This window comes from Microbacterium maritypicum (genome assembly GCF_041529975.1).
Taxonomy (GTDB): Bacteria; Actinomycetota; Actinomycetes; order Actinomycetales; family Microbacteriaceae; genus Microbacterium.
Genome location: NZ_CP168030.1, coordinates 1,268,356 through 1,291,332, shown reverse-complemented (window position 1 = coordinate 1,291,332; position 22,977 = coordinate 1,268,356). Strand labels below are relative to the sequence as shown.

Genomic DNA, 22,977 nt, shown 5'->3' with positions numbered 1-22,977 from the left:
GACCATGAAGTGACCGCACCGAATCCCCGACGTCGGCGCGATGCGCTCGCCAACCGCGAGGCCCTGCTGCGCGCGGCGCAGTCGGTGCTCGCGACCAACCCCACGGCGTCGCTCGACGTGATCGCCCAGGCCGCCGGCCTCACGCGTCGGTCCGTCTACGGCCACTTCGCCGACCGCGACAGCCTGCTGCGCGAGGTGATCGCCGTCGGTGCGCAGCGGTTCAACGCGATCGCCGAGGCGACCGACGAATCCGACCCCCGCGTCACGCTGGCGCGGATGGCGACGCGGCTGTGGCGGGAGGCCTCGGCCGTGCGCGCTTCGGCCAACATCGCCCTCGATGATGCCCATCTGACCGACACCGTGCTCGCCCTGGCACCGCTGCGCCGACGAATCCGTGATCTGACGCGGGCCGGAGTGGAGTCCGGGGCGTTCCGCGGAGACATGCCGGCCGAGCTGCTCGCCTTCCTCATCGAGGAGACGGCGCGGGCCACGCTGCGCGAGCTGCGGCTCACCACGACCGATGCCGACTCCACCGTCGTCCGCGTGGTGCTGAGCATCGTGGGCCTCTCGTGGACGGAGCAGGCCGAGCTCATCGGCGCGCACCCCGAGATCTTCGCGCAGGACTGAGGCCGCGGCGGGCGCACGCTCGCGCCCGCTGGTGATCGTTCAGGCGCTCGCTTCGCCGAACCGCCCCGGACTCGCCACAGCTTCGGCAGTGACCGACCGATCCCCCGCGCGCACCCGGAACCAGAGGGTGAGCTCGGTCAGCGCCCGGACGAGGGTGTCCACGTCTGAGCCGGCGTCCAGGTCGGCGAACGAGTCCCGGTACCCCTCGGGGCGCCTCTCGCCGCGATGCAACACCCGGTACCCCATGGTCCAGTCCGAGAAGCGGCGCTCGGCGATCGACTCCTGCATGAGCACGCGCAGGTCGTGGTGTCGGGAGTCGTTGCGGATGACGTCGACGAGGTCCGCGACGGTCTCCGGATGCCCCTCCAGCACCTGGATGAAGCGCCCGTCTCGATGAAGGAGCATGCCGGTTATGGCACGCCCATCGTTGAGACGCCGGCACACGGTGAGGAGCTGCTCGAGTGCGGTTTCACGGAACGGCTGGGAAGCAGTGCTGGTGTAAACCAGCGAGACCAGACCGGTGTCGGCTTTCGTGGTCACAACGCCACCCCCTGCTCGCCGTCATGGAACTCGGGCGACGACTCGACCATCAGCTGCTCCACCGCGGCCGTGGCCGCCGGCAACGTCGGGAAGTCACCCTGGGGCCGTGACCGGGCATCGAACGCGCGATACCCTCCGTCCGGTTGCCTGTCGATGTATCCGAGGAAGTCGCCGCGGCGGCTTCCGACATGGAAGCCCTCCTCGACGCAGGCCCAGAGGACGTCGTGATCGGGTCGGGCGGAGTTCGGCACTCTGGAACGATACGTGCGCACCGTCCACAGCGCGCTCCCCTTTACAGCCGCCGCAAGGGTGCGCTAAGCGCGCGCCGTAGGGGTTGCAGGAGCGACGATCCGCACGATATTCGGCATCCGCGTCGAAAGCAGAGCCTTCGATCACCTCGATCGGCGGCCCTCGTCCGGGAGAATGGACGATATGTCCGCGACACCCCGCCGGCCGCTGCTCTCCGCTGTGCGCCGCCTGCTGCACACCGACCCCTCCACGGTCGCGCACACCGAGGTCCTGCCCGTCATCGACGAGCGCACGGTGCCCCGGGTGCTCGACCTGGCGACGAGGATCGGGGAGTCGATGTTCGCGGTCGGCGCCTCGGCCCATGAGGTGACGTTGGCCATCACCCGCGTCTGCGATGCGTACGGGATGAAGGGCGTGCAGGTCGACGTCACCTACAACTCGATCACGGTGTCGTTCCACCTGAGCGGCGAGGTCTGGCCCGAGACGCTGGTGCGCGTCGTGCGGGTCACCGCCCCCGATCACGCGAAGCTGCAGCGGGTGCAGGCCCTGGTCGCCGACATCGACGGTGGGCTCGACCTCGAATCCGCCCGCACGACCTTCCGAGCGATCCGCCGGGTCCCGTTCCGCTATCAGCAGTCGGTCGTGATCGTCGCCCGAGCCCTGCTCGCCGTCGGCGTAAGCATCATGCTCGGCGCCTCCCCGATCATCGTCGGACTCACGTTCGTCGCCGCCCTGTGCGCGGCTCTGACCCAGGCGGGTCTCGCTCGCCTCCGCGTTCCGCTGTTCTTCAGCCAGATCGCCGGAGGGTTCGTGACCACCGTCGTGGCGGTGGTCGTCTCGGCGCTGGGCTCGGCGGGGATCGAGCCGTTCGTCGGAATCCGTCCGTCGATCATCGTCGCCTCGGGCATCGTGCTGATGCTGGCCGGTCTCACCGTGGTGGGCGCGGCACAGGATGCGATCGACGGCTTCGCACTCACCGCCGGCGGGCGCATCCTCGACCTCACGATGCAGACCCTCGGTGTGGTGATCGGCATCCTCGTCGGCCTGGAACTCGGGAGCGTCCTGGGGTTCACCATGGACCTCCCCGACGACCCGGCACCGTTCGGCCCGATCCTGAACCAGTTCGTCGGCGCGATCATCATCGCGATCGCCGTCGCGGTGTTCAACGGCGCCGGCATCCGCATCATCCTGGTGAGCGCGCTGCTCAGTGCGGTGACCCTCGCGGGCTACTCGGGTTCGGTGGCGCTGAACCTGCACCCGGCTGCGGCGAGCGCGGTCGGCGCTCTGCTCGCGAGCTTCCTCGGGATGCTCATCGCCCGCAACCTGCACGTCCCGTCGGTCGCGGTCACGACGGCGGCCATCGTCCCCCTCGTTCCCGGTGTCGCCGTGTTCCAGGGCCTGCTGGAGATGGTGCACGCCACCGGGACGTCCACGGGGATGCTGGTCGCCGGCGGATCGCTCATCGACGCGGCAGTGATCGGCATCGGTCTGGCGTCCGGCGCCTCGCTCGGCCTCTACCTCGGCACCCCGGTGCGGGCGACTCTCGCGAGCGTGGCGAAGACCCGCGCCCGCGTCCGCCGCTGACCCCCGGTCCCCTCTCGCCTCCTCTCACTCCTCTCACTCCTCTCGCTCCTCTCGCTCCTCTCCCCGCCGAGTGCACGGTTTGTCGCCGAGTGCACGGGCTATCCGCGTCGACGAGCCGTGCACTCGAGGGCACGCCGTGCACTCGGCGACCCACCCGAACGACGCGCACCGGAAGTTGAGCAACATATCGGGTCGGACGTATAATTTCCGTGAATTCCGGCGGGCTGAAAGGGCGCCCGTTCCACCGCACGATGCAGAGATCAGCATCCTCGGATGCGGTGCGCTCCTCGACAGCCGATGCCGGCCGACTGATTGGAGTGTTGAGATGTTCACGATGCCCGATCCCCGATTCGAGCTCAGGAAGATCACCGATACCGAGTGGCTGATCCTCGACCACCGCTACGCCGCGGATGACTCGCGCCGCACGGTCGCCTGCATCTATCAGGTCGACACGGTCGAGGTCGAGGCCGTCTGGCTACGAGACCTGCCGCTCGCGACCTACTACATGTCTGCGGCGGATGTTCTGGAGGACGTGCAGCGGTTCCACTCGCCGAGCCGTGCCGGACGCCCGGTTCCGATCCCGCATCTGCCCCCGCTGGCCACCGCCTGACGTCGACGAGACGCCGGCGGGCGAGCCGACGAGGGTCGGGATTGTCCGGCCCGGCGCACGCGTCTGTCAATGGGCACGCGTGCCCGGGCCGGCAGGGCGAGACTGAACTCCCCATCCCTTTCGTCCGAACGGAGTCTCTGATGTCAGATCCGCAGAACAACCACGATGACCAGCCCCTCGTCGACGCCGTCGGCATCGACCCGGACATGCCGTCCACCGATGACGACATCGACGAGGACGACGATATCGACGTCGCCGACCAGGACGAGTGACCTGATTCGCACGTGCGCAACCCCCTGGCGTTCTCTTCCGGAGCGTCGCATCCTCGGGGCATGACACACCCAGACGACATCAAACAGCCCCTGGACCACCTGCCTCCCCTCGAAGAGCGGGACAAGGCGATCGAGATCGAAGAGCCGAGCTATCCGACCTCCGAGGCACCCGTCGGCGAAACCCACGCCTCGCCCGAGACGGCAGCCGAACCCGGCAAGCCGAACCGGCACGGCGTCGACAAGCTCCCGCCCGGAACGAACTGACCGCTGAGGACCAGCGGTCGGATCGCTTCTGCGGGTTCGCCGGTCGACGCTCACCGGATGCCGACAGTGTCCTGGGTCGAAGGGCGTACGCCGCAGTGCGGTCTCGAGGCACACTGGGACCGGGCCGGGTACGAGAAGGATCGTGCCATGCAGGAGGACATCCGCTACAGCGAGGGCCGCCCCGTGGAGCGGATGAGCGTGCGGGACACATCGAGCACCGACGGCCTGGTCCACCTCACCGTGAGCTCGGCCTGCATCGTCGAGTAGCGAGCCGTCCGAGGCCGGAGGATCTAACCGTCGCCCCGCTTCTCCGCCTCTTTCTGCACCTTCTCCGCCTGCTTCCTGGCCTCTTCTTCAGCCTTCTGCTGCGCCTTCTCTGCTTCCCTGGCCGCTTTCTCGGCGGCTTTCTGCTCGTCGGTCGGCTTTCCACCGCCGGGCTCGGTGTCCTCGGCGGGCACGACCGGCTCGGCAGGCTCAGCAGGCTGGTCCGGAGCGTTCACGGGTGTCACGGAGGGCTCCGGAGTCGTCGCGGGAGACTGCTCGGTGTCGACCGTGTCGGTCACGTCCGGATCCACGGGGCCGATGCCCGACAGCCACACCCCGGTCAGGACGGATGCCGCGACCACCGCGCCGCCGATAATCCCCCGGCGACGTCTGCGAGCCTTTCGCGCTGTCCGACCGCGCGGTCGGACAGCGCCGTCGGGAAGAAGGAGGGTCGGGGTGGTGGCCGGCGATGACACGGCGCCCGCTGCGGCCATCGCGGCGACCGTGGCCGGGACGGCAGGACGCGGAGGCGCAGGAGGTGCCGGACGCGACGATGCTGACGGTGCCGTCGCTGCCGTCGCGAGTGCCGACGAGGCAGCGAACACCTCCGAGGCGCGCGGCCGATCACCCGGGTCCGCTGCCAGCATCCGGGTCAGGAGGGTGGACCACTCGGATCCCAGCACCGCCGGCACCTCCGGCGTCTCGATGAGCCGGGCCATCGCGGCACCGATACCCTCGGCCTCCGGGAAGGCTCGCGCACCGGTGAGGGCCTCGAGCAGCACCAGCCCCAGCGAATAGATGTCGGCGGGCGGAGCGGGCGGCTCCCCTCTCAACTGCTCCGGGGCGAGATACGCCGCGGTTCCGATCACGAGCCCGGGGGTGGTGAGCCGCGCGCCGTCGACGAGGACGGAGATCCCGAAGTCGGCGAGTTTCGCCCCCGACCGGCTGCCGGCGAGCGGCGTCCGCGACATCAACACGTTCGACGGCTTGATGTCGCGATGCACGATGCCGGCGCCGTGCACGACATGCAGCGCCTCGGCGAGGTCCGCTGCGAGCCGGGCGACCTCCGCGGGCGCGAGCGGCCCCTGCGCGATGCGGGCGGACAAGGTCGGCCCATCGATGAACTCCATCACCAGGTACTCGGCTCGCCCCGGGACGAGCTGCGCGTCATAGAGCGTGACCAGGCCGGGGTGATTGAGCGAGGCGAGCACCGTCATCTCGCTGCGCGCACGACCGGATGACTGGGCGTCGTCCATCTCCTCGCGCAGCATCTTGATCGCCACGGTGCGGCCGAGGAAGATGTCGTCGGCGCGATACACGCGGGCCATACCGCCCTGCCCGACGCATTCCTGCAGCTGATAGCGCCCATCGAGCAGCGCTTCGGTAGGAAGCGAGTCATCGGTCATCGTCGAATCCTCCTGACGCCCGTCGGGTATCGGGCGGCGAACGCCCACCTTACGGATTCGACGCGCTCGAGGCTCGGGCCTTGACACGAGCGCCCACACACCCCCGGTACTGTTTTCTCAGGAGAACGGAGCCGATCATGGATGCTGCCGATGCGATCGGGCTGATCGCCGAGATCCTGTCGTGGATCGGCCTCGGGGTCGGTCTCCCCCTGCTTCTCATCGTCTTCCTGGTGAAAGTGCACGATGGCCGCTGGGTGCCGCATGAGGTCTTCATCCTCGAGGACGACGGCCGCGCCCGTGCCCGATGGTTCACCGCCGGCGACTTCTGGGAGCGCCCGCTCCGCGCCGACGAATCCGGCCACTGGCAGGGCCGCGAAGAGGTCGATGCGTTCGTCAGCGAACACCACCCCAGCCTGATGCGATTCGAACCCCGCCGCCCTCTCCTCCATGCCGTCCAGGTGCTCGGAGTCACGCTCGCCAGCGTCGGTGCTGCGGCGGTCACGCTCTCGATCATCCTGCTGTTCGTGGGGTGAATCGACGGCGGCCGGCCTGACAGGCACCGGCATTCCCCGGCAGGATGGAGGCATGGCCGTTCCTCCCCTCTCTTCACGCCCCTGGCTCGATTCGTACGCGGAGGGCGTCCCCGCGGAGATCGACGAGCCGACGCAGACCCTCCCGGAGATGCTGTCGGCGAGCGTGAAGGCGTTCGGCCGGCGTCCGGCACTGGATTTCTTCGGCGCGGTCACGACGTACCGGGAGCTCGGGGAGCAGATCGAGCGAGCCGCCGAAGGTCTCCGGCGGCTCGGGGTCGGCAAGGGCGATCGCGTCGCCCTCGTGCTTCCCAACTGCCCGCAGCATGTCGTGGCCTTCTATGCGACTCTGCGACTCGGCGCGATCGTGGTCGAGCACAACCCCCTCTACACGCCTCGCGAGCTGCGACACCAGTTCGAGGATCACGGCGCGCGCGTCGCCATCGTGTGGGACAAGGCCGCCGACATGGTCGCAGGTTTTCCCGCCGACCTCCGGGTCGAGCACATCGTCAGCGTCGACATCACCGCGGCGATGCCCCTGTCGAAGCGCGTCGCGCTCCGACTCCCGATCCCCAAGGCTCGTGAGGCGCGAGCGAAGCTGACCAGCACACCGAAGGCACGGCACCTCGTCGCCTGGAAGAGTCTCATCGACCATCGCCGGCTCTCGCGACGCGTGCCCGGTCCCGCCTTGGGCGACACCGCGCTGTTGCAGTACACGAGCGGGACGACGGGCGTTCCGAAGGGCGCGATCCTCACGCACTCGAACCTCCGCGCCAACGCGATGCAGGGACGGGCGTGGGTACCAGGGCTCGTCGACGGCGAGGAGACGTTCTACGGCGTGCTGCCGCTGTTCCACGCGTACGGGATGACGCTGTGCCTCACGTTCGCGATGAGCATCGGCGCGCGGCTCGTCCTGTTCCCCGCGTTCGATCTGGGGCTGGTCACCGCCGCGGCGCGCTCGACTCCGCCCACCTTCCTCCCCGCCGTGCCGCCGATCTACGACGCTCTGGCTCGCGCAGCCACGCGCGGGACCATCGATCTCTCGACGGTCCGCTTCGCCATCTCCGGCGCGATGAGCCTTCCGGTCGCGACGGTGAAGCGGTGGGAGGAGGCGACCGGCGGCCTCCTCGTCGAGGGCTACGGCATGACCGAGAGCTCGCCGGTGGCACTAGGCAATCCGATGGGGCCGACCCGTCGTCCCGGCACCGTCGGCGTGCCCTTCCCGAGCACCGAGATCCGCGTCGTCGACCCCGAGGACACCGATGTCGACATGCCGGCCGGCGAGCGCGGAGAGCTCCTCATCCGTGGGCCTCAGGTCTTCCAGGGCTACTGGGGGCGTCCGGGCGATACGGCGGATGCGCTGCTGGCAGACGGCTGGCTCCGCACCGGAGACATCGCCGAGGTCTCGGACGACGGGTTCGTGAGCATCGTCGACCGCCTCAAGGAACTCATCATCACGGGCGGGTTCAACGTGTCACCCAGCGAGGTGGAAGACGTGCTCGCGGCGCACCCGGATGTCACCGCCGCCGCCGTCATCGGTCTTCCGAGGCCCCACGGCGGAGAAGACGTCGCCGCCGCGGTCGTGCTCCGCGAGGGCGCCACCCTCGACGTGGATGCGCTCCGCGACTTCTGCCGCACCAGGCTCACGCCCTACAAGGTGCCGCGCCGCATCACCGCCGTCGACGACCTGCCCCGGTCGCTCATCGGCAAGGTGCTGCGTCGCCAGGTGCGGGACGAGCTGCTCAAGGATCGCTGAGGGGTCGAACCCACCCGTCAGTCACCGGACCGGCCCCGGCCGTGGGCGAGTGCACCAGAAGTGGCTCGCTACTTCGTCGCGTTCGGGTGATGCGTGTGCACCTGCTCGATCAACACGTCGCCACCGTCGACGTAGAACCAGATTCGCGCATCACCCTGGGCGGTCGGCTTGTGCTGCCAGCGCTCGTGACGAGCGTTGCCGCGCTGGATGAACTGCAGCTCGCCTCGCAGCGGATAGTTCGTCGGTGTTCGCTCGAGAGGGCTTCCCGTGAGGAAGTCCCATGTATCGGCCATGGGGTTGCGGATGGTCGCGACGAGGTCGCGCCAACCCCTGCGGGCGCCGGCGGTCGCGTATCGGATCGTGTATTCGGTCTTCTTCGTGGGCCTGGCGACCAGGTCGTCCTTGGCCACGCTCAGGGACGCTCGATCAGCTCGTCGTGATCCAGCCACTCCGCAGGTCGAGCGGAGAGCCCTGCGGCGATCGCGGTCGCCGTCTCCCGCCAGGACGTGAGCTCCGCGATCGCCAGATGGGGCTGTCCTGTGGCGAACGATGCGCGAGCCGCATCGACGAGATCCCGTGCGCACGTCGCCTGGTCGGTATCGGAGAGCGCCAGCATCCACGGGAAGCGGTCAGCCATCCGCGACGCGAGAGTGCCCTCCTCGTCGAGCGTGACCGTGATCAGGTCGGCGGCGAACTGCAGCAGCGCCGCGCGGGCGTCGGCCTCACGCTGCGACATCAGTACGAGCGGCTCACCGTCTCGGCGCGTGATCTGGACCGTGTGGTCCTCCGCCTCGGCGAAGACGTCAGCGGAGTGCTTGCTGAGATCGGACGAGCGCCGAGTCGTCGTGCGGAGGTCGTTGAGGATCGTCATGCGTTCATTCTATTCGGAATGTGTTCGGAAGTCTAAGGATGGTCCTGGAGCGCTTCGCCCTCGCATGGATCTCACAGAGTTCGAGAGCATGGTGACTTCATGACGCTAGGCAATTACCCGGTCAGGGCCTCGATCGGGGTGACCGATATCGAACGGTCGGCGGCGTTCTACGAGCAAGTGCTGGGCCTCGTCCCCGTGAGCATCGGCCCGAGTGCCGGAATCCAAGGAGGCGCTCGGTTCTACGCCTGCGGGCAGGGGACCGTGCTCAACGTTTTCGAGACGCCCACTGCGGGTTCGACGCGCTCGACAGTGGCCACCTGGTACGTCGACGACATCGATGCGGTCGTCGCCGGCTTGAAGGCCGCGGGGGCGCAACCCCTCCGCTACGAGGGATTCGGGCAAGACGATCATGGGATCGGACCGCGTGCGGGCGGTGGCCGCATCGCCTGGGTGGAAGACCCCGACGGAAACACCCTCGCCATCGAGTCCGACGATTGACCCCGTGAGCGACCACGGGCACCGCGAGGCACTCCCCGCTCAAGAGCGGGCGGAGCTGGAGCGCCGTCTGGCCGACATCCAGGTCGAACTCGAGGTGATCGCGCGCGAGCGACTGCGCGGGACGCTCGCCACGTTCCCCCCGGACGATGGCGAGGAAGAACTCGAGGCCGAAGCCGACGCCATCCGCCTCCGACTGGGGTCTCCTCCCGCGATGGGACGCCCGCCGCGGGAGAGCTGGCTGGGCTGGGCCGCGCTGGTCGTGGCGATCGCCGCCATCATCGTCGTGGTCGCGCTGCTCACCCGCTGAGACCTGCGGAGGTCAGGCGAGGTGGCGACCCAGGGCGTCGAGGAGACCGCGCGTGCCGTCCTCACGCCCCTGCCCGTCCGCCCAGAACTGGTCGAAGAAGACGCCGTGCTCCGTGTGCGTGAAGCGGGTACCGGCATCGATCGGTTCGAACTCCAACGACGCGACCGACGTCGACATGTGGGCCCCGTCGAGCCACATGTCGTACGTCGTGACGATGCGGACGTGTTCGACGATGTCGGTGTACGTCGCCTCGTACCGTGAAACCGGACCGCCGTGGAACTTGCCCTCGTCGATGTCGCGGCCGCCGACGCGGAAGTCGAACACCCACTCCCGAGTACTGATGCGGTCGGCGTCGCCCCACCAGCTCCGCTTGCTGTCCTCGTCGGCGAACGCCGCCCAGACGCGCTCGACGGGCGCCGCATAGTCGCGGGTCAGGGTGAATCCGGAGCGCGCGAGTCGGCGTTCGATCGTCATCCCCGCCTCCTATCGGGCCAGAGTGACGTGGATCGCGCCGCTATCGGCGACTTCTGTCGTCACCTCGTGGGTGAGCTCGAAGCCGACCAGGTCGTCCCACAGCCGATGCCCTCGACCGAGGAAGATCGGGGCGACCATGAGGTGCAGGTCGTCGATCAGCCCTGCGCGCAGGAAGTCTCGCGCCGTTCGGTACCCTCCGCCGACGCGCACGTCGAGGTCGCCGGCGGCTTCCTTCGCCTCGGCGAGCACCTCGTCGATCGGGGCGTCGCGGAAGTGGAAGGTGGTTCCGCCGTTCATCGGAAGCGGCGCCCGAGGTGCCGTGTGGGTGAGGACGTAGACCGGGGTGCCGAACGGAGGCGTGTCACCCCACCAGCCCTTCCAGTCCGGATCGTCGGGGAAGGAGTGGAGTCCGAACATGCCGGCACCCATGATCTCTGAGCCGACTCCGTCGAAGAACGCGGCCGCATGACGGTCATCGACGCCGGTCGTTCCCGCGCCGCTCGTGTCCCCGAAGACGTTCTCGCGAAAAGTTCGGGTGGCGGCATACGCAGCGGTAAGTCGCGCCCAGTCTTCGCCCATCGGATTCTCGGGGGTCGCATCCGACGGCGTGTAGCCGTCCAGCGAGGCGAACAGGTCCATGCGGACACGTGTCATGTCAGTTCTCCTTCGGGGTCGTGAGAGCGAGATGGATGCCGAGTCGGTCGGCGCGGTGCTCCGCGGGTGTGCGCTGCTCGCCGAGCCACAGGTGCAGCACGTCGAGGGCGCCGGGCCGGAGGCTCACGGTGCGCACCCGCCCGAGCTTCTCCGACGTCACGACTCCGGCACCCTCGAGCACACTCAGGTGCTGCAGGAATGACGGCAGCGCCATGGCGAACGGCGCCGCGAGATCGGACACGACGGCAGGAGACTTCGCCAGCCGTTCCACGATGGCGCGACGCGTCGGGTCCGCGAGAGCGCGGAACACGGCGTCGATCTCCTCGTGATACTTAGGCATGCACCTAAGTATCACGAGGGATCGACATCGCGTCAACCGGGGCGGGAGACTATCCGGTCGTCACGCCCGGCTCCGCGGCGAACGGCACCATCCCGAAGCCGCGGTAGATCCGCTCCGGACTCACGGCCCGCCCCTCGGCCACGGTGAGGGCCACGTTGCGGATGTCCCTGATCGACCGCGTCGGATCACCGTCGACGAGGATGAAGTCGGCGGCCTTGCCCACCTCGATCGTGCCCCGGTCTTCGGCGCGATGCAGGTGCTCCGCGCATTCGATCGTGGCGATGCGGAGCGTGTCGACCGGACTGATGCCGGCATCGACGAAGAGCTCCAGCTCGCGGTGCACGGTGACGCCGGTGCCGTCATCCGTTCCCGGCCACAGCTTCACGCCCTTCTGGTGCAGCCGGACCACGATCTCCTGAAGGCACCGGAATGCCGTCTCGTAGCTGTCGAGTTCGGCCTGGTCCCGGTAGGGCACGTAGGTACGTCGGCGGTAGCGGCGGACGCCCGCCGGGAAGTGCTCGATGACCGGCTCGTGAGCGGGGATCACGGTGCGCGCTCTGCTCAGCATCAGCTGTTCGAGAATGACCAGGGTCACGTCGAGGCTCACGCCCCCGTCGACCATCGAGGTCATGGTGCGCTGGACTCGCTCCGAGTCGAGGTCGAGGTCGGCGACCCGGGTGAGCGCCGTCAGCCGCAGCGGCGTGCGCGTGTCCTCCTCCGGCTCCAGCACCCAGCCGAGTGCGAGCTGGTTGAGGTGCGTGATCTCGTCGTACCCGTCGGCGATGGCCCGATCGGCATCCATGAACGCCGGCACGTGGCCCTGCACCCGCATCCCCCGGTCGTGGGCGCGCACGGCGGTCTCGGCGACCCAGTCGGGCGTGAAGGAGTTGTAGATCTTGATCGCGTGGAACCCGCGATCGGCATACCAGTCGACAGCTGCGAGCGCCTCGTCCAGACTCTCCACGACGTGGCCCATCCGCATCGCGTGCGCGCTCCGGCCCTCGATGAATCCGGCGGGCACGGTGGAAGGCCCCGTCACATCCCCCGCCTCGATGGCGCCCATCAGAGCGGCGAGCGCATCGTTGTCGTTGCCCATGTCGCGGATGTTCGTGACTCCGGCGGCGATGTACAGCAGAGCGGATGACGTGTCGAGATGAGCATGCATGTCGTGCAGGCCGGGGATGGCGGTGCGACCGGCCCCGTCGATGATCGTGGCGCCGTCGGGAACCGCGATGTCGGGGCCGATCCCGGTGATGCGTCGCCCGTCGACCACGATGGTCTGCGGATCGCCGACCTGCCCGCTCACCGGGTCGAAGATGCGCACGTCGCGCACGACGAGCGTCCCGCCCTGGTGCAGCGTGGCCTCGCGGGAGATCGCGGCGAAGCGGCGTCTGGTCGCTCGCTGCAGCGCCGCATCGATCTCGGCTGCCGCGCCGACGAGATCCGGGTGGAGCAGCAGCTCGCCGTCGGCGATGCCGAGCAGCTCCCCGGTGACGCGGTCTCGCAGCACGTACTGCGGCCGCAGCTGCACACCCGTGAGCGCGAAGGCCTCGACATCACGGCCGCCGACTTCACCGAGCGGCACCGAGACGACCGCGACCTCCCCGGCCGGCAGCAGTGGAACAGGCCTTCCGGTGGCGAGGGCGCGCTCGACCAGCAGCACCAGGCCGTACGGGCTGGCGTCGGCGGGAAGGTAGAAGCCCTCCGCCGTGGTGGTGCCCTCGTCGGCCTGGCTGCTCCAGCGCGCCGCCCCGTCGGGGTCGATCGCGAACCTCTCGTGCACCGTGCCGCCCATGAGCGACGTGCCGTCGATCTCCCACCGCACCGGCCGACCGGCATCGAGCCGGAGTGTCTCGGCGAGTCTCGCACCGCGGCCGTTGTTGTCGACCTCATAGACGATGCGGGTGAGGCCGTCCGGATCGGTGTCGGCCGAGAGTGATCCGACAGGCTCGCCGTTGGACACGAGGATCAGTTGCACCGTCATCGGCGGGTCCCTGCTTTCGAGGTGTGGGTGATGGTTCGGCCGATCGCGTCGCGGGCTTCGACGAGAACCGTCTCATCGAGGGAGTGCCCGGCGATCAGCGGACGGATCTCGACGGCGGATGCCGGCACGCCGGAGTGCCGCACCGCGTGGATCGTGCTGGCCAGCGTGGTGGCGAGGTCGAAGTATCCTCCGAGCAGGAGGATGCGCAGGTCAGGCCGCTCCTTCGCGACCTCGCCGAGGTTCGTCGCCACCGAAGTGCGGAAGATGGGCGGCATGGCCTCTGCCGGACGCCAGTCCCAGGCGAAGTTCAGATCGAGGGAGAGCGACACATAGGGCTCGTCCGCATCGACGGGTGCGCCCAGCTCGTCGCGGAGGTACCGGGCGATGGGCGCGGAGTGGATGACGTTGCCGCGGCCGAGACCGAGAGCCGGGTCATCGGCTGCCGGCGGCCGACCGTCGGGATGGGGCTCGGGCAGCGGGCCGGTCACCCGCACGTCCAGCCGCCCGACGACGAGTCCCTCATCGCCGCGCAGGCTGCGGAGGAAGTCCTCGCTGCCCACACGCAGGTCGGCGGCGAGCACGTCATCCGGCGAGAGGCCCACGAGCTCGGCGATCCGTGCGGCGAGGCGGGTGCGGGTTTCGAGCTCGAGGGCCGCGCCCCGGTGCAGCGCAGGAAGCACCTCGTCGACGGCGAAGCGCTCCGCCTCGGCCCAGACCTCCGCGACGTGATCGACGCCCGCACGGGCGGCACCGTGGAACCAGGCCGCCACCGCCATCGTCGGCAGCGCGAACACCGCGGCGAGGTCGTTCTCGGGCGCCTCGGCGACCGTCGTGGCGTCGAGCATCGGCGAGATGAGGGTGATGCTGTCCAACCGCAGATCCGTCAGCTGCGGGGCGACGGCGGCGAGCCGGTAGCCGCCGAAGCTCTCTCCGATCAGATGGATCGAGGCGTGCTCCCGGTCGTTCGCGCGGAGCCAGGCGCGGATCAAGGTCTCCACGGCATCCGCATCGCCGGGCACCGTGAGCAGCCGCGCCTTCGCCTCGTCCCGGAGCACCCGGCTGAACCCGGTGCCGACCGGATCGACGAAGACGAGATCGGCCGCGTCGAGCAGCGAGACGGCGTTCTCGACGACCTCACCGGAGCGGAGGATGCGCGGGCCCAGGGCGTTCATGTGCAGCGGAGACGACGAGGCGCCGGGGCCGCCGTTCCACAGGAAGGCGACAGGGCGCTCCGTGTCCGAGTGCCGGACGTAGCTCGTCGCGCTGATGGTCGCATCCGGTTCGCCGTCGGGCCCGAGGAGGACCAGCTCGCTCCATCGCGCGACGCCGCCGCCCAGATCTGCGGCGTGCGAGACGCGCCCCTCGATCGACCTCACCCGTCCACCACCCAGTCGGTGGTGCGGATGTCGCCGCCTCGGGGCTCGTAGCGCACGGTCACCTCCTCGCCGTCGCGCGCGATGACGATGTCGAGCGGCGTGGATCCGTCCCGTGCCGCGCTGTACGAGAAGCGGCGCGTGACGAGTTCGTCGCCGTCGCGGAGTCCCGCGCGTTCGGCCGCAGACCCCGCGACCAGACCGGTGATGCGCCGCGGCTCCTGGAACGACACGATGTCGAAGCCGAGGTCATGCTCGGGGGCGACAACGGGAACCGGGCGAAGCACTCCCTGGAAAAGCTCCGTCGGTCGTTCGATCGGTTCGCCGGCCACCATCGCGTCGTAGTCGGTTCGCGCCCGCTCGCCGATGATCTTCTCGATCCGCTGCAGCCAGCCCTCCACGAGCACCTTCTCGCCGCGACGCTGCGCCCGCTGGATGTCGATGACGATGTCGTCGAGCGAGACCTCTCCGGCCGACTCCGCCCGCAGGCGGGCATCGACGGCCACGAGGTACTGGATGCCGCGCCCATAGGGGATGGTCTGCGCTCGCAGATCCGCCCAGAACAGATCGGCCGCGGCCGCGTAGCTCAGGTGCCGTCGCGGGTTCGCGTCGTACCGGCGGTACATGTCGGTGAGCTGCTCGGCGAAGGTCGCGGAGTCGAGTATCCCTGCTCGCCAGGGCAGCACCAGCGAATAGAACTCGGCCGTCCCCTCGCTGTACCAGGATCCGACGGTCCAGTCCTCGTCGAGGTGCGGCCAGTTGTGCACCATCTCGTGCGCGAGCAGAGTGCGCAGATCCGCCTCGTCGACCTCGGTCGTCGGCGAATAGCCGAACGCGAACGACGACGGGAAGGACGTGCCGCCGGAGCCCTTGTCGGGGTTGCGGCGCACGAGCACGTGATACTGCGGATTCTCCTCTTCGAAGAACGCGCTCATCGTGGTGTGGATGTCTCGCAGGTAGCTGCTGAGGCCGTCGAGGTCGAAGGGCACGTCGCTGTAGGCGTGGATGCCGAAGTTCGTCGCACCCTCAGGGGCGATGATCGGGGTCCCGGCGCCGAACAGGCAGTGCTCGATCGATGCGATGTCGCCCGACCAGCGCCGCACCTCATCGCCGGCCCCGTGGCTCGAGACCGCCGTCACGCCGTCGTCGAGGTGCCAGGTCAGCGAGAAGTCGAACTCGCTCTCCGCACTGAGCGGCACGGGAAGGAAGGTGCAGCCGGCGCCGAACAGTCCGAGCTGCTCGCGGCGCAGGTCGAACAGCGGCCCGACCGGTGTGCGCAGATCCACATCGCGCACGGGGGCCCGCACCGCGACCTCCACGACGCCGTCGACGTCGCGGTCGGCGAGGAAGTGCCGATAGGTGCTCATGGGATCCGACGTGCCCTCGACCTCCGTCAACGAGACGGCGCCGGCGGAATCGCTCACCCGGATGTCTTCCAGCCCGTAGACCGCGCCGGGAACGGAGGCGATCACCGCCGGAAGCCGAAGCAGCACCTCCCCCGCGGCGACGGGGCCGAACTCGGCGCGATAGCGGGCGTCGATGCCCGCCCATCCCTCCGCGCTGCGGAACGGGGTGAGCTCGAGATCGAACACGGGCAGAGTCATGAGAGCGCCTCCCAGCGCACGGTGGCGACCTGGTCGCCGGCCGGCAGATAGTCGAAGTCGAGCGGCTCGCCGTCGCGCACGACGTGCAGCGACAGCGGCCGGTCGCTGTAGCGGGATGCGTGGTACGGCAGCGCGAGATCGACCAGCGCATCCCCGTCGCGCACCCCGGCACGGGCGGCCGCGGAATCGGGACGCAGACCCTGCACGCGCCGCCCGTCGCTGCGGAAAGAGGCGACGTCGAAGCCGAGGTCGTACTCGGCAGCCGTCGCCGGGACCGCTCGCATCCCCTCGAACGGAACATCCGGAAGCGGGATGGGGGTCCCTGCGGCCATGGCGTCGAAGTCGCGCTGCGCGTCAGCCCCCGTGAAAACCGCCACCCGCTCGACCCAACCCGCAGCTCCGACCTGCTCGCCGGCGCGCTGCGCGCGCAGGATGTCGAGCACGACGTCGTCGAGCGCCTTCTCACCGTCGGTGGCCTGCCGGATCCGGCCGTCGGTCGCGATCAGGTAGCGGAGACCGCGCCCGTAGGGGATGCGCTGCGCGCGGGGATCGGCCCAGTACGCGGCGGAGGCCGCGTCGTTGTCGAGCCCTCGCAGGGCGTTGGTGTCGTACTGCTGGAACCTGTCGGTGAGCTGCGCGGCAAGCGCCGGGGTCGAAAGGATGCCGCTGCGGTGCGGCAGCACGTGCGAGTAGTACTCGGCGGTGCCCTCGGTGTACCAGGAGATCGTCGAGTGGTGGTCGTTCAGGGTGGGCCAGTTGTGCGCCATCTCGTGCGCGAGGAGACTCCGCAGCTGGTCCGTCTCGGTCTCGCCGACCGCTGAGAACGCGAACGCGAAGGACCCGGGGAACGCCGAACCGCCCGTCCCCTGCCCGAGGTTCTTGCGGATGAGCACGTGGTAGCTCGACCCCTCGTCCTCGAAGAACCGGGTGAACTCGGTGTGCAGCCTCGCGACGTACTCGCCGATCTCGTCCAGATCGAACGGGGTGTCGTTGTAGGAGTGGATGCCGAAGTCCGCTGACCCCTCCGGAGTGCGGTGCGGGGTACCGGCGGCGTAGTAGCAGAACGCGACCGACTGCAGCGGCCCGTTCCACGAGCGATCGCCGGTGCCGTAGCTCGACACCGCCTGGACGCCCTCGCTCAGGCGCCAGCGAAGCGTGAAGTCGAACACGGGTCCGTCGGGGGTCGAGACGTCGCCGGGAAGCACCAGGAAGTTCAGGCCGGCGCCGAACAGTCCGAGCGCTTCGGCCCGGAGGTCGAACAGCGGCCCCACCGGAGTGAGTTCGTCGTGGGGTCGCACGGACGCCCGGAAGGAGACCTCGACACGGCCCTCCGTCGTGCGATCCGCGACCCAGTGACGGTAGACACCGGAGGAATCCGACGTGGGCTCGGCTTCCGTGAGCACCAGCGGCCCCGCGTCGTCGGAGACGGCGAGATCCTCCGTGCGGTAGGGCGTCGCCGGAATCGAGACGACGACCTCCGGGATGCTGAGCAGCGTCTCGCCCGCCGCCACCGCGGGCAGGTCGACGAGGTAGTGCACGTCGAACGCCGTCCACACATCGCCGTCCGCGACGGGCCGGAGGTCGAGCTCGAACCGCGGCATGCTCATCCCCGAGCTGCCGGTCGATGCGCGATGCACGACATCTCGACGCTGATCCCGAACGGCAGCCGGGAGACCTCCACCGCCGTCCGCACCGGGTGGGCGCGATCGCTCAGGTACGCCGCATACGCCTCGTTCATGGCCGGCCACTCATCCATGTCGGTGAGGAAGCACACGATCTGCGCCAGGTCTTCGAGGGCGAATCCCTCCGAGTGCAGCAGCGCCTCGACGTTCTCGAGCGTGCGGCGGGTCTGCGCGCCGATGTCGTCGAGCACGGCATCGCCCGTTGCCACGTCGATCGATCCCTGGCCCGACAGGTAGAGCACGTCGCCGACCCGCCTGGTCGTGGCGTAGGGGCCTTTGGGCTGCGGCACGAGGGTGGCGCGCGTGGTCATGAGTGTCCTCCATGGGGATGGTGTGCCGGCGCGAGCTCTGTCAGCGCAGACAGCAGCAGGTCGACGTCGTCGTGGGTCGTCGTCAGGTACGGCGAGACGCGCAGGGCGCCGTCCCGGACGGTCGTGGTGATTCCGCGGTCTTTCAGCCGGTCGGTCAGTGTCGGGGCGTCCGCCACCGTGAGGCTGACGATGCCCGATGCGGGCTCGGCGACGGCCGGAGGCAGGCCGAGGTCGGCTGCTCCGTCGGCGATGCGCCGGGCGAGCGAGAGCGTGTGCGCGCGGATGGCCTCGAGCCCGATCCCCTGCCGCACGCGGGCCGCGGCCTGCAGCGCGGCCATGCCGAACAGGTTGCTGTGGCCGACGGCCAGTCGCGGCGAGGGCGGCTCGTTCATGTAGCCGATGAGCCCCGGGACCGCGCGGTCGTCGAAGCGCTCGCCGGTCGCGACCACGGCGGCGCCGAATCCCGCCAGCAGCCACTTGTACGACGCGGCGACGTAGACGTCGGCGTCGCGAGCGGCACCGGGGAGCAGCCCGGCCGCCTGCGCCCCGTCCACGATCAGGAGCGCGTCCGCAGACACGCACGCGTCGTGCAGCCGAGCAAGGTCGAGAACATCACCCGTCGTCGCGTGCACGTGCGTCACCGAGACCGCCCGCGTGCCCGGGCTGATCGCCGCGATGAGCGCCGTCGTGCGGTCGGCGTGCGCGGTGGTGGCGACCTCCTGGACGGAGAGCCCGGGGATCGTGTGCCACGGCATCCGCGGGCTCGGGAAGTCATCGGCGAGCACGATGACCTCGTCTCCACCGACGAAGGGGATCGCGCGGGCCACGGAGTTGATCGCCGTGCCGGTGTTCGCCAGCACCGAGACCGCGGTCGCCGCGACCCCGAGCTCATCCGCCAGCAGCACCGACACGTCATCCGTGAGCTCATGCCAGTCCGACGAACCGCGCGTCCCGCGACCGAGAGCGCGCGCGACTCCGGCGACGGCCGACTCCACCTCGACCGGGACCGTGCTCACCGCCGCGTGATCGAAGTACCCGCGCGGACGATGCGGGAAGTGGTCGGCGATGGCGCGTTCGTCGATCATGCGGCCGTCCCCCGGTCGATCCCCGGCGTCACCGAGAACCGGGGCACGGCGTCGAGCAGCATCCGCGTGTAGGGATCGTGCGGGTCGCGGAACAGGTCCTCCGCCGGCCGGTTCTCCACGACGACGCCCTGCCGCATGACGGCGATGTCGTCGCAGAGGTAGCGCAGCACATCGAGGTTGTGCGACACCACGGCGAGCGCGAGCCCGGACTCGCGGCGGATGTCACGGAGGAGGTTCAGCACCGACGCCTGCACGCTCACGTCGAGCGCGCTCGTGGCCTCGTCGCAGACGAGCACCTCGGGTCGCACGGCCAGCGCACGGGCGATCGCCACGCGCTGACGCTGCCCGCCGGAGAACTGGAACGGATACTTCTCGACGTCCGTCGCACTCAGACCGACGATGTTCAGCAGCCGGACCGTCTCCGTGCGGTGGTCTCCCGGGATGTCGTTGACCTGCAGCGCCTCGCGGATCGCATCGCCCACGGTCATGCGCGGGTTCAGCGACGACATCGGGTCCTGGAACACCATCTGCACGATGCGAGGACGAGATCCCACGCCGCGCGCGGGCAGCGTCTCCAATCGGGCGCCGTTCCATTCCACGCGCCCGTCGGTGGGCCGGCTCATGCCCACGAGGGCGCGGGCGAGCGTCGACTTGCCCGATCCGGATTCTCCGGCCAGGCCCAGCGAGCGCTCGGTCGAGACCGCGACGCTCACCCCGCGCACGGCGTGCACCCGGGTGGCGCCGCGCCCGTAGACGACATGGATGTCCGAGCCGATCAGCTGACCGCTCATCGTGCACCTCCTGCGACGCTCGCTGCGGAGTCCGTGTGCCGGGGCACCGGATGGGCGGCGCGGTATTCGTCCGTGTTCCACGAGTAGTCGTCGATCGTGGTCAGCTCGTGCGCGGTGCCACCCGAGAGATCAGGTACCGCGCCGAGCAGCGCCCTCGTGTACGGATGCTGCGGGTCACCGATCACCTCGGCCATGGGGCCCTCCTCGACGATGCGCCCGTCGTACATGACGATCACGCGTTCGCAGACCTGGCTGATCAGCGCCAGGTCGTGCGAGACCATCACCAGCGCCGTCCCGTCTTCCTCGTTGAGCTTCTTCAACAGGTCGATGACCTGCGCCTGCACCGACACGTCGAGCGCGGTCGTCGGCTCGTCGGCGAGGATCACCTGCGGATCGCCGAGCGTGGCCATCGCGATCATGACGCGCTGACGCTGGCCGCCCGACAGCTCGTGCGGATGCTGCCGAAGGCGCCGCGCGGGCTCGGGGATGCCGACGTTCTCGAGTGCTTCGATCATGCACGCCTTCGCCGCAGCACCGCGCAACGAGGTGTGGGCGTCGAGCTTGTCGCGCATCTGCCTCCCCACCGTGAGCGACGGGTTGAGCGATGACATCGGGTCCTGGAAGATCATCGGCATCTTCGCGCCGATGATGCGGCGGAGGCGTGAACGGCTGAGCCCGCGCAGATCCGTGCCGAGGAAGGTGTGCGCGTCGACCTCGGCTTCGAGCAGGCCGGGGAGCATGTGGGCGAGCGCCGAGATGGTGAGGCTCTTCCCGGAGCCGGACTCTCCGACGATGCCGACGCGCTCACCGCGGCGGACGATCAGGTCGATCCCGCGCACGAGCTCGCGCCGATCGTCGCCGTGGCCGGTGAAGACGCGCAGGTTCTGCACACCGAGCACCACGTCTTGCGGCAGCTCGCCCTTCGGGGCCTGCGACGACGGTGCGTCGTCGATCTCGGCGGCGGGTGCTCCACCACGGCCGCGGTCGCGGGCGAGACGGCGCAGCATCCGGCCCGGGGTCATCACCGCGCCCCGCGGGTCGAGAAGCTCCGCGAGCTTCTCGCCGAGCAGGCTGAATCCGATCCCGGCGGAGACGATCGCCACGGCAGGGCCGATCGTGGTCCAGGGCGTGGAGTAGATGTCCTTCATCGCCTCGGCGATCATCCCGCCCCAGTCGTACTCGGGCGGCTGCACTCCGATGCCGAGGAACGAGAGGGCGGCCATCATCATGAGGCTCGCGCCCATGGTCACGACGGTGAGCGTGACGATCGGCTCGGCCACGTTGGGGACGATGTAGCGCCACATCAGTCGCCCCTTGGGCACGCCGAGAAGGCGCGCACTTCCGACGAAGTCGGCGCCCGCGACGGTGGCGGTGAGGTTGACCACCAGTCGCGCGGTCGACGGCACACCGGCGAGCGCGAGACCGAGCATCGCGGCGGTTCCCGAGCGGCCGAGCATCGTCGCCAGCAGCAGGGCGAGGATGATCGAGGGGAACGCGGTCGCCGCGGCGATCAGCTGGAACAGCACCTGGCGGGCACCGTTGCCGAGCACGGCCGCGAGCACCCCGATGAACACACCCAGAACGAGAGAGATGATGACGGCACCGAAGGTGAGCGCGAAGGTCAGTCGTGCCGCCACGAGCACACGGCTCAGGACGTCGCGCCCCAGGGCGTCGGTGCCGAACCAGTGCTCGAGAGAGGGCCCGGCGAGCGGATTGGCGGTGTCGAAGTCGTTCGCCTGCGGTTCGAGGAAGAACGGAGCGAAGAGGGCGGCGAGCACCCAGAACAGGACGAGGACGAACCCGACCAGGCCCGCCGGCGTCTGGAACACCCGCCGCAGCAGTCGTCGGGGCGTCTTGGTGCCGAGCGTGGTGGTGAGGGACTCGGTCATCAGCTGCTCCGGATCAGAGACTTGGGATCGACCTTCGCGAGGATCAGATCGACGATGAAGGTGGCAACGAGCGAGAACGTCGCGATGATGATCACCAGACCTTCCAGAAGCGGATAGTCGTACACGGCGATGGACTTGACGAAGAGGTTGCCGATGCCCGGCCATCCGAATACGGTCTCGGTGATGATCGCGCCGCCCATGAGCGAGGCCAGCATCATGCCCGAGTAGGTGAGCGTGGCGGTCATCACGTTGGGCAGCACATGCCGGAAGAGCACCACGCGGGGAGGAAGGTTGTTGGCGCGGGCGGTGCGCGTGTAGTCCTCGCGCAGCACCCGGGTCGTCTCGGCCTTCATCAGACGGCTGAGCACGGCGATGAGACCGAGCGACATCGTGAGCACCGGAAGGATGAACGCGGTCACGCCCTCTCCCCCGGCGGCCGGCAGCCAGCGCAGACCGACCGCGAAGATCATCACCAGGGAGATCGCGATGAGGAAGTCGGGGATCGAGGCGAAGAACCCGGAGATCGCGTTGAAGGCGGCGTTGGTGCGCTCGCCGCGCCCGTTCTCGGTGCGCACGGCCATCCAGATCCCGAGCGGGATCGAGACGAGCATCGCCAGCAGGAACGCGTAGAGGCCGAGCTGCACCGTGTACGGCAGTCGCGCGGCGATCTCGACGGCCACGCTGTTGCCTGTCGAGATCGATTCGCCGAAGTCGAAGGTGACGATCCGCTCGATGAACCGGCCGTACTGCTCCAGCAGCGGGTCATCCAGGCCGAGCTCCGCACGACGGGCGGCGACGTACTCCGGAGTCGCGGTGACGCCCGCGGCGGCGCGGACGGCATCCCCGCCGATGGCGCGGGAGAGGAAGAAGATGAGGGTGGCGATCAGCCAGAGGCTCAGGATCAGCGATCCGGTGCGTCGGACGATGAAGCCCACCCACGGCGATCGCGCCCCCTTCCGGGAGGACTCCGACGAGTCCTCCCGGGAGGGGGTGGTGACGGTGCTGGTCATCA

General features: G+C 69.4%; 27 protein-coding genes. 10 read left to right on the top strand and 17 right to left on the bottom strand.

Features of this window, described 5'->3' with window-relative positions; all coding sequences use genetic code 11:
• Positions 1–9 precede the first annotated feature (9 nt).
• Entirely contained in the window at positions 10–627 is a 618-nt protein-coding gene (locus tag ACCO44_RS06240) for a TetR/AcrR family transcriptional regulator (RefSeq protein ID WP_215070173.1), read from the top strand.
• A gap of 39 nt (positions 628–666) precedes the next feature.
• Here the strand turns inward: ACCO44_RS06240 and ACCO44_RS06235 are convergent, their stop codons facing one another.
• Both ACCO44_RS06235 and ACCO44_RS06230 read right to left on the bottom strand, forming a co-directional pair.
• Entirely contained in the window at positions 667–1,167 is a 501-nt protein-coding gene (locus tag ACCO44_RS06235) for a BLUF domain-containing protein (RefSeq protein WP_372468966.1), read from the bottom strand.
• The gene (locus ACCO44_RS06230) at positions 1,164–1,418 is read right to left on the bottom strand and encodes a hypothetical protein (protein WP_105710589.1); all 255 of its coding nucleotides are present in this window, start codon (positions 1,416–1,418) and stop codon (positions 1,164–1,166) included. The genes ACCO44_RS06235 and ACCO44_RS06230 overlap by 4 nt, the downstream gene beginning before the upstream one ends.
• Before the next feature lie 181 nt (positions 1,419–1,599).
• Here ACCO44_RS06230 and ACCO44_RS06225 point away from each other — a divergent pair, with 181 nt between their 5' ends.
• The 5 genes from ACCO44_RS06225 to ACCO44_RS06205 all read left to right on the top strand — a co-directional run bounded on the left by ACCO44_RS06225 (position 1,600) and on the right by ACCO44_RS06205 (position 4,413).
• Positions 1,600–3,000: a threonine/serine exporter ThrE family protein gene (locus tag ACCO44_RS06225; RefSeq protein WP_372468964.1), complete on the top strand. Its 1,401-nt coding sequence runs from the start codon at positions 1,600–1,602 to the stop codon at positions 2,998–3,000.
• A 334-nt stretch (positions 3,001–3,334) separates the two neighbouring features.
• The gene (locus tag ACCO44_RS06220; protein WP_258134277.1) at positions 3,335–3,610 is read left to right on the top strand and encodes a hypothetical protein; all 276 of its coding nucleotides are present in this window, start codon (positions 3,335–3,337) and stop codon (positions 3,608–3,610) included.
• Between the two features lie 140 nt (positions 3,611–3,750).
• Positions 3,751–3,882 (top strand): hypothetical protein, encoded by a 132-nt coding sequence (locus ACCO44_RS06215; protein WP_258134278.1) that lies wholly within the window; start codon positions 3,751–3,753, stop codon positions 3,880–3,882.
• A 60-nt stretch (positions 3,883–3,942) separates the two neighbouring features.
• The gene (locus ACCO44_RS06210; RefSeq protein ID WP_029262377.1) at positions 3,943–4,146 is read left to right on the top strand and encodes a hypothetical protein; all 204 of its coding nucleotides are present in this window, start codon (positions 3,943–3,945) and stop codon (positions 4,144–4,146) included.
• A gap of 57 nt (positions 4,147–4,203) precedes the next feature.
• Entirely contained in the window at positions 4,204–4,413 is a 210-nt protein-coding gene (locus ACCO44_RS06205) for a hypothetical protein (protein ID WP_372468963.1), read from the top strand.
• A gap of 23 nt (positions 4,414–4,436) precedes the next feature.
• Here ACCO44_RS06205 and ACCO44_RS06200 read toward each other — a convergent pair whose 3' ends face one another.
• Complete coding sequence (locus ACCO44_RS06200; protein ID WP_372468962.1) at positions 4,437–5,816, bottom strand: serine/threonine-protein kinase; 1,380 nt, start codon at positions 5,814–5,816, stop codon at positions 4,437–4,439.
• Positions 5,817–5,953: 137 nt separating this feature from the next.
• Between ACCO44_RS06200 and ACCO44_RS06195 the strand changes: the two genes are divergently transcribed.
• Complete coding sequence (locus tag ACCO44_RS06195) at positions 5,954–6,349, top strand: hypothetical protein (RefSeq protein WP_372468961.1); 396 nt, start codon at positions 5,954–5,956, stop codon at positions 6,347–6,349.
• Between the two features lie 52 nt (positions 6,350–6,401).
• The gene (locus tag ACCO44_RS06190; RefSeq protein WP_372468960.1) at positions 6,402–8,102 is read left to right on the top strand and encodes a long-chain-fatty-acid--CoA ligase; all 1,701 of its coding nucleotides are present in this window, start codon (positions 6,402–6,404) and stop codon (positions 8,100–8,102) included.
• Positions 8,103–8,170: 68 nt separating this feature from the next.
• Here ACCO44_RS06190 and ACCO44_RS06185 read toward each other — a convergent pair whose 3' ends face one another.
• Together ACCO44_RS06185 and ACCO44_RS06180 are read right to left on the bottom strand one after the other, a co-directional pair.
• Positions 8,171–8,512: a hypothetical protein gene (locus ACCO44_RS06185; protein WP_105712295.1), complete on the bottom strand. Its 342-nt coding sequence runs from the start codon at positions 8,510–8,512 to the stop codon at positions 8,171–8,173.
• A gap of 2 nt (positions 8,513–8,514) precedes the next feature.
• Positions 8,515–8,973, bottom strand: coding sequence for a prevent-host-death protein (locus ACCO44_RS06180; protein WP_105712296.1), 459 nt, complete (start codon positions 8,971–8,973; stop codon positions 8,515–8,517).
• 99 nt (positions 8,974–9,072) lie between these two features.
• On the opposite strand from ACCO44_RS06180, the gene ACCO44_RS06175 reads away from it, so the two are divergent.
• Both ACCO44_RS06175 and ACCO44_RS06170 read left to right on the top strand, forming a co-directional pair.
• On the top strand, positions 9,073–9,471 hold the full coding sequence (locus ACCO44_RS06175; protein WP_372468958.1) for a VOC family protein: 399 nt from the start codon (positions 9,073–9,075) through the stop codon (positions 9,469–9,471).
• A gap of 4 nt (positions 9,472–9,475) precedes the next feature.
• Complete coding sequence (locus tag ACCO44_RS06170) at positions 9,476–9,778, top strand: hypothetical protein (protein WP_372468956.1); 303 nt, start codon at positions 9,476–9,478, stop codon at positions 9,776–9,778.
• Between the two features lie 12 nt (positions 9,779–9,790).
• Here ACCO44_RS06170 and ACCO44_RS06165 read toward each other — a convergent pair whose 3' ends face one another.
• The 12 genes from ACCO44_RS06165 to ACCO44_RS06110 are packed head-to-tail and all read right to left on the bottom strand — an operon-like array spanning position 9,791 to position 22,975.
• Positions 9,791–10,252, bottom strand: a complete 462-nt coding sequence (locus ACCO44_RS06165) for an SRPBCC domain-containing protein (RefSeq protein ID WP_372468954.1) — start codon at positions 10,250–10,252, stop codon at positions 9,791–9,793.
• Between the two features lie 9 nt (positions 10,253–10,261).
• Complete coding sequence (locus ACCO44_RS06160; protein WP_372468952.1) at positions 10,262–10,906, bottom strand: dihydrofolate reductase family protein; 645 nt, start codon at positions 10,904–10,906, stop codon at positions 10,262–10,264.
• Between the two features lies 1 nt (position 10,907).
• Entirely contained in the window at positions 10,908–11,246 is a 339-nt protein-coding gene (locus ACCO44_RS06155) for an ArsR/SmtB family transcription factor (RefSeq protein WP_372468950.1), read from the bottom strand.
• Positions 11,247–11,295: 49 nt separating this feature from the next.
• Positions 11,296–13,230, bottom strand: a complete 1,935-nt coding sequence (locus ACCO44_RS06150; RefSeq protein ID WP_372468948.1) for an amidohydrolase family protein — start codon at positions 13,228–13,230, stop codon at positions 11,296–11,298.
• Positions 13,227–14,606 (bottom strand): hypothetical protein, encoded by a 1,380-nt coding sequence (locus ACCO44_RS06145; protein WP_372468945.1) that lies wholly within the window; start codon positions 14,604–14,606, stop codon positions 13,227–13,229. The genes ACCO44_RS06150 and ACCO44_RS06145 overlap by 4 nt, the downstream gene beginning before the upstream one ends.
• Positions 14,603–16,207 (bottom strand): hypothetical protein, encoded by a 1,605-nt coding sequence (locus tag ACCO44_RS06140; protein ID WP_372468942.1) that lies wholly within the window; start codon positions 16,205–16,207, stop codon positions 14,603–14,605. The genes ACCO44_RS06145 and ACCO44_RS06140 overlap by 4 nt, the downstream gene beginning before the upstream one ends.
• Positions 16,204–17,808 carry a hypothetical protein gene (locus ACCO44_RS06135; RefSeq protein WP_372468940.1) on the bottom strand — a complete coding sequence of 535 codons (1,605 nt, stop codon included), beginning with the start codon at positions 17,806–17,808 and terminating at the stop codon, positions 16,204–16,206. Before ACCO44_RS06135 ends, ACCO44_RS06140 begins: the two co-directional genes overlap by 4 nt.
• Positions 17,809–17,810: 2 nt before the next feature.
• A complete protein-coding gene (locus ACCO44_RS06130; protein ID WP_091029766.1) occupies positions 17,811–18,200 on the bottom strand; it encodes a RidA family protein in 390 nt (129 codons plus the stop codon).
• The gene (locus ACCO44_RS06125; protein ID WP_372468938.1) at positions 18,197–19,285 is read right to left on the bottom strand and encodes an aminotransferase class V-fold PLP-dependent enzyme; all 1,089 of its coding nucleotides are present in this window, start codon (positions 19,283–19,285) and stop codon (positions 18,197–18,199) included. Before ACCO44_RS06125 ends, ACCO44_RS06130 begins: the two co-directional genes overlap by 4 nt.
• Positions 19,282–20,076 (bottom strand): ABC transporter ATP-binding protein, encoded by a 795-nt coding sequence (locus ACCO44_RS06120; RefSeq protein ID WP_262001494.1) that lies wholly within the window; start codon positions 20,074–20,076, stop codon positions 19,282–19,284. The genes ACCO44_RS06125 and ACCO44_RS06120 overlap by 4 nt, the downstream gene beginning before the upstream one ends.
• A complete protein-coding gene (locus tag ACCO44_RS06115) occupies positions 20,073–21,965 on the bottom strand; it encodes a dipeptide/oligopeptide/nickel ABC transporter permease/ATP-binding protein (protein ID WP_372468936.1) in 1,893 nt (630 codons plus the stop codon). The genes ACCO44_RS06120 and ACCO44_RS06115 overlap by 4 nt, the downstream gene beginning before the upstream one ends.
• Positions 21,965–22,975, bottom strand: a complete 1,011-nt coding sequence (locus ACCO44_RS06110; protein ID WP_105712310.1) for an ABC transporter permease — start codon at positions 22,973–22,975, stop codon at positions 21,965–21,967. Before ACCO44_RS06110 ends, ACCO44_RS06115 begins: the two co-directional genes overlap by 1 nt.
• Positions 22,976–22,977 lie beyond the last annotated feature (2 nt).